At 63.0% G+C, this 4,105-nt stretch carries 4 protein-coding genes and 1 pseudogene; 2 read left to right on the top strand and 3 right to left on the bottom strand.

What is annotated here, in order from left to right; translation table 11 throughout:
* A pseudogene (locus RTX98_RS20275) lies at positions 1–520 on the top strand (thymidine phosphorylase); the annotation flags it as partial.
* A 326-nt stretch (positions 521–846) separates the two neighbouring features.
* On the opposite strand, the gene RTX98_RS20270 reads toward RTX98_RS20275, so the two are convergent.
* From RTX98_RS20270 to RTX98_RS20260, 3 genes are all read right to left on the bottom strand, one after another.
* The gene (locus tag RTX98_RS20270) at positions 847–1,389 is read right to left on the bottom strand and encodes a retropepsin-like aspartic protease family protein (RefSeq protein WP_312798688.1); all 543 of its coding nucleotides are present in this window, start codon (positions 1,387–1,389) and stop codon (positions 847–849) included.
* Positions 1,390–1,476: 87 nt separating this feature from the next.
* A complete protein-coding gene (gene upp / locus RTX98_RS20265) occupies positions 1,477–2,103 on the bottom strand; it encodes a uracil phosphoribosyltransferase (RefSeq protein WP_312798687.1) in 627 nt (208 codons plus the stop codon).
* Positions 2,104–2,196: 93 nt separating this feature from the next.
* Positions 2,197–3,171, bottom strand: coding sequence for an adenosine deaminase (locus tag RTX98_RS20260; RefSeq protein WP_312798686.1), 975 nt, complete (start codon positions 3,169–3,171; stop codon positions 2,197–2,199).
* Positions 3,172–3,279: 108 nt separating this feature from the next.
* On the opposite strand from RTX98_RS20260, the gene ubiE reads away from it, so the two are divergent.
* Entirely contained in the window at positions 3,280–4,056 is a 777-nt protein-coding gene (gene ubiE / locus RTX98_RS20255) for a bifunctional demethylmenaquinone methyltransferase/2-methoxy-6-polyprenyl-1,4-benzoquinol methylase UbiE (RefSeq protein WP_312798685.1), read from the top strand.
* Positions 4,057–4,105 lie beyond the last annotated feature (49 nt).

Raw genomic sequence — 4,105 nt, 5'->3', positions numbered from 1 at the left:
CCCCTTGCGCTTGGCCGCCATGGCCATGCCCAGCGCCGCAGAAATGCTGGTGCTCGCCAAGCTCGCGCCGACACAAAGCTCCGGCCTGACACAAGCCACCCAGGCGCTGACAAGCGGTGCCGCCGCGGAACGTTTCGGCCGCATGGTTGCGGCACTCGGCGGGCCGAGGGATTTCCTTAGCCGCGCTGACCAGTATCTGCCGAAAGCGCCGGTTATCCGGCCCGTGGAAGCGCAGGAAGCCGGCTTCGTAAGCAGCATCGCCACGCGCGATATCGGACTGGCGGTGATCGAACTCGGTGGCGGCCGCAAGGGGCCAAACGACGCCGTCGATCCCTCCGTCGGCTTCACCGAACTTGCGCCTGTCGGCATGGAGATGCGCCCTGGCGATCCGCTCGGCTTCGTGCATGCGCGGGATGAGGATACGGCTGAGACGGGTGCGGCGTCCCTTCGAGTAGCGTATGCTATCGGGCCAACGCGGCCGAAGCCGGGCAAGGTCATCCTGCGCCGGGTTGGGACTTGACGCTGGGGCTGGTCTCGGAAGATCGGCGGTGCTATATTTCTGGAGTGGTGCCGGGAGCGCTAACTCCCGACACCGCTTCCTAGAATGTTACGAATTGGACCCGGAGGCGCACTGACCAGCCGCTCCGGGTCTTTCGTACTTCCAGGGTGATGATGGGAAGAACCATCGCTCACCTCCAGTTCAGGACAAAGCCGTTGCCTCGGCCGGAGTGGCTCATCCTCCCCGGTACGCCGCTGGCTGGCGCGTCTGCTTCTGCCCTGCCTTCTTCTTAGCTGAGCGTCTGCACGTGCGAAAGCAGATTTTCGCGCTCAGGTTGTGGTGACTTGCTACTGCTCCAGCACCATGCCGTCGCCATCCACGTGCCAGCGGGCGATGCGCTGGAGGAAGCTGGCGCCGATCAAGGTGGAGGACAGCGCCTTGTCTTTCAGCACCATCGCCGGCACGTCGCGGGCAGTGATGCGGCCGATCTGAAGCTCGCGCACAGTCGTTATGGCGGCAGCGGTTGCGCCGTTGGCGGTTTGTACCTGATGGGCAAAATCCGCCGGCTTCAGGGAAACACCGATGCGGCGCGCGGTGGTTTCGTTGATGGCGACGAGGCTGGCGCCGGTGTCGATCATCGCGTCCACCGAGCGGCCATTCAGCTTGAAGCTCGCGACGTAGTGGCCGGCGCGGTTGGCTGGGATCCTCACGCGGCGGCCTTGCAGCGTGTCCGCTGGTTGGCCGTCGTCGGGGATGGCACTTGCCACAAGCGGCGTTTCCCGTTCGCTCGAAATCAACCGTAGAAGAGCCTCAGGATTGGACTCGTAGATCATCGGCACCGCCACTGCGGCGGCGAGCAGAAGACCGATGGGAACATTCAAGCGCTTCATGACGCACCTCTGCGCTCCGTCTGACACGATGGAGCGAAGAATGGCGTTAAGACACGCGGCCGACTTCTTTGAACGGTTAAGCCTAGCTTACTTCGTGCCGTACATGCGGTCGCCGGCGTCGCCGAGGCCGGGCACGATGTAACCCTTTTCGTTCAACTTCTCGTCGATCGAGGCCGTGAAGACCGGCACGTCGGGATGCGCCTTGGTGAAGCGCTCGACGCCTTCGGGTGCTGCCAGCAGGCAAACGAAGCGCAGGTTGGTCGCGCCGCGCTCCTTCAGCTTGTCGATGGCAGCGACGGCCGAGTTGGCGGTGGCGAGCATTGGGTCGACCACGATCACCAGGCGGTTCTCGAGATCGCTCGGCGCCTTGAAGAAATATTCCACCGCCTGCAGCGTATCATGATCGCGATACAGGCCGACATGAGCGACGCGGGCGGCCGGAACGAGGTCGAGCATGCCGTCGAGCAGACCGTTGCCGGCGCGCAAAACCGAAGCGAAGACCAGCTTCTTGCCTTCCAGCGTTGGCGCTTCCATCTCCTGCATCGGCGTTTCGATGGTCTTGGTGGTGAGCTCCAGGTCACGCGTCACTTCGTAGCAGAGCAGCAGCGAGATCTCGCGCAGCAACCGACGGAAGCTCGCCGTCGAGGTTTCCTTGGACCGCATGATGGTGAGCTTGTGCTGGACAAGCGGATGATTGACGACTGTGACGCCCATGAAAAATACTCCGACCGCAAACGCGGCGCGACCTTAACGAGCCACGGCTGTTGGCGAAACCGAAAGCTTCGGCTCAGCCACACATTTCGCGCTTCAGCGGCGCTTCGGCTCCAGCCGCGCCAGCAATTCGGCCTTGGTCTTGCGGTCGACGAACGCTGCTTCGATCGCCGTGCGGGTGATGCCGGTGAGCGCCTTGTCGTCCATCTGGAACTCGGTGCGAGCGATCTCGTATTCGCGGGCCAGCGAGGTGTGGAAGTGCGGCGGGTCATCGGAATTGAGCGTCACCTTGAGGCCCGCGCGCCGTAGTGCCGGCAGCGGATGATTAGCGAAACTGTCGAATACGCCGAGCGCGATGTTCGAGCCCGGACAGCATTCCAGCACAATGCCTTCGGCTGCGATCCGCTTCACCAGATTGGTGTTCTCGATAGCGCGCACCCCGTGGCCGATGCGGCTTGGGCGCAGATGGTCGAGGGCTGCCTGCACGCTTTCCCACCCGCCGAACTCGCCGGCATGAACGGTGATGCCCAGCCCCGCTTCGCGCGCGAAATCGAACGCGCGCACATAATCTTCGATGTCGCCGAAGCGCTCGTCGCCGGCCATGCCGAAGCCGGCCACCAGCGGATGCCTGCACCGCGCCGCAAACCGTGCCGCCGCTTCCACGCTTTGGACGCCGAAATGACGCACGCCGGTAACGATCATGCGGCTTTCGATGCCGGTCTTGGCCTTGGCCCGCTTCATGCCCTCGCCCAGCGCGTCCGTATAAGCTTCGGAGCTCAATCCGGCGCGGCGGGCATGGTCAGGCGAGGTGAAGAACTCGGCATAGATCGCGCCGTCGCGCGCGACGTTCGACAGGTGATGTTCGGCCAGCCTGGCATAATCGTCTTCCGTGCGGAACAGCTCGGCGGCGGCATCATAGGCCTGAAGAAAGCCGGTGAAATCGTCCCACACAAAAACACCGTCGCGGATGAAGGCGGACAGGTCCTTGCCATACTTCTGTGCTTGTTTGAGAACCAGATCAGGAGACGCGGCGCCCTCGATGTGGCAATGCAATTCTGCTTTCGGGACCATTCGCGCTTTCCTGCCGCCACGTTCGGCGCGTCTCTTCATCGCGCTTCCAAAACGTAGCGCTCCGACTGTGGCTCGGCTATGGTCCGGCCGGTTTAAGGGATAAATTTGATGTCAGACCAACGTGCCACCGCCGCCGGCGAGATGAACCAGTCCTATGGCTTCCAGCCTGTCGGAGACGGTGAAAAGCAGGGCCGCGTCAACGAGGTCTTCCACAAGGTGGCGCAGCGTTACGACGTCATGAACGACCTGATGTCGGCCGGTCTGCACCGCGTTTGGAAGAACGCGATGGTGGCAGCGCTGAACCCGCCACGCTCCCGCGCCTTTGCCCATCTCGACGTTGCTGGCGGCACCGGCGACATCGCGTTTCGGGTGATCGAGGCGTCGGACGGCCTTGCGCAATCCACCGTGCTCGACATCAACGGCTCCATGCTGGAAGTCGGCCGCGACCGCGCAGCCAAGCGCAACCTGCTCAACAACTGCACCTTCGTGGAAGCGAACGCGGAAAGCCTGCCGTTTTCCGACCGCTCTTTCGACGCCTATACGGTCGCCTTCGGCATCCGCAACGTGCCGCATATCGATGTCGCCCTGAAGGAAGCCTTCCGCGTGCTGAAACCCGGCGGCCGCTTCCTGTGCCTGGAGTTTTCGGAGGTCGACCTGCCCTTCCTGGAACAGGTCTATGAAGCCTGGTCGTTCAAGGCCATTCCGCCGATCGGCAAGCTGGTGACGGGTGACGGCGAGCCCTATCAGTATCTCGTGGAATCCATCCGCAAGTTCCCCAATCAGGAGAATTTCGCGACCATGATCCGCACGGCCGGCTTCGAGCGCGTTTCTTACCGCAACTATTCCGGCGGCATTGCAGCGCTGCATTCGGGCTGGAAGCTTTGATCGCGAGCATTCGATGAGCACGCCCGCCGCTTATTTCCGGCTCGCTCGA

The organism is Tianweitania sp. (assembly GCF_032053605.1).
Lineage (GTDB): Bacteria > Pseudomonadota > Alphaproteobacteria > Rhizobiales > Rhizobiaceae > Tianweitania.
This window is presented reverse-complemented; position numbering and strand designations above follow the sequence as displayed.

What these genes read in the sequence shown, in the direction of transcription:
- RTX98_RS20270 (WP_312798688.1), bottom strand. Translation starts at nt 1,389, where the DNA reads ATGAAGCGCTTGAATGTTCCCATCGGTCTTCTGCTCGCCGCCGCAGTG.
- upp (WP_312798687.1), bottom strand. Translation starts at nt 2,103, where the DNA reads ATGGGCGTCACAGTCGTCAATCATCCGCTTGTCCAGCACAAGCTCACC.
- RTX98_RS20260 (WP_312798686.1), bottom strand. Translation starts at nt 3,171, where the DNA reads ATGGTCCCGAAAGCAGAATTGCATTGCCACATCGAGGGCGCCGCGTCT.
- ubiE (WP_312798685.1), top strand. Translation starts at nt 3,280, where the DNA reads ATGTCAGACCAACGTGCCACCGCCGCCGGCGAGATGAACCAGTCCTAT.